Consider the following 874-nt stretch of genomic DNA (forward strand, 5'->3'; position numbering starts at 1 on the left):
CAGCCATTAATGGTTATGCAATGGGTGGCGGGCTAGAAGTTGCGCTTGCGTGCGATATACGTATAGCTGAAGAGCAAGCACAAATGGCATTGCCTGAAGCTAAAGTTGGCTTATTACCCTGTGCGGGTGGCACACAAAATTTAGCATGGCTTGTAGGCGAAGGCTGGGCAAAACGGATGATTTTATGCGGCGAGCGTTTAAAAGCTGATAAAGCCTTGCAAATTGGCTTAGTAGAGGAAGTAGTACCACAAGGTGAAAGCTTTGCGGCAGCACTAAAACTTGCCAACCAAGTGGCCGATCAAAGCCCCACCTCAGTTGCAGCATGTAAAACATTGATTCAAAAAGGGCGCCAACAACCAATGGCAAGTGTATTACCTCTTGAGCGCGAGTTATTTATTGGTTTATTTGATACCGAAGATCAACAAGAGGGCGTAAATGCCTTTTTAGAAAAACGCCGCGCTAACTGGGTAAATGGCTAATGAGTGTTTTAACATTATTAAATAGCGCCGATGAGCCCGTGGTATTTGAAACCGCAACCGCAGAAAATGGCAGTTTAATTGGGCTTATTACACTCAACGCGCCAAAAGCCTTAAATGCACTTAATTTTGAGATGATCAAATTACTTGAACCGCAATTGCGAGCTTGGCAAGACGATGATGCTATTGCAATGGTGTTGTTAAAAGGCGCAGGCGATAAAGCATTTTGTGCAGGCGGCGATGTTGTAAGCCTTCATCATGCAATGGCGCAAGGTAAACCAACAAGCTTAGTTGAAGAGTTTTTTACGCTAGAGTACAAGCTTGATTACCTTATTCATACCTTTGATAAACCTATCCTCGTTTGGGGTAACGGCATAGTAATGGGCGGCGGTTTAGGG

At 44.5% G+C, this 874-nt stretch carries 2 protein-coding genes; both read left to right on the plus strand.

Annotation, left to right across the window (positions count from 1 at the left end):
• A partial coding sequence (locus tag L652_RS0102315) for an enoyl-CoA hydratase (protein WP_024595540.1) occupies positions 1-479 on the plus strand: 479 nt, incomplete at its 5' end.
• The coding region (locus L652_RS0102320) for an enoyl-CoA hydratase/isomerase family protein (protein WP_024603250.1) at positions 479-874 on the plus strand (396 nt) is incomplete at its 3' end. The genes L652_RS0102315 and L652_RS0102320, both read left to right, overlap by 1 nt.

The sequence above is a fragment of the Pseudoalteromonas sp. TB25 genome (genome assembly GCF_000497995.1).
Taxonomy (GTDB): domain Bacteria; phylum Pseudomonadota; class Gammaproteobacteria; order Enterobacterales; family Alteromonadaceae; genus Pseudoalteromonas; species Pseudoalteromonas distincta.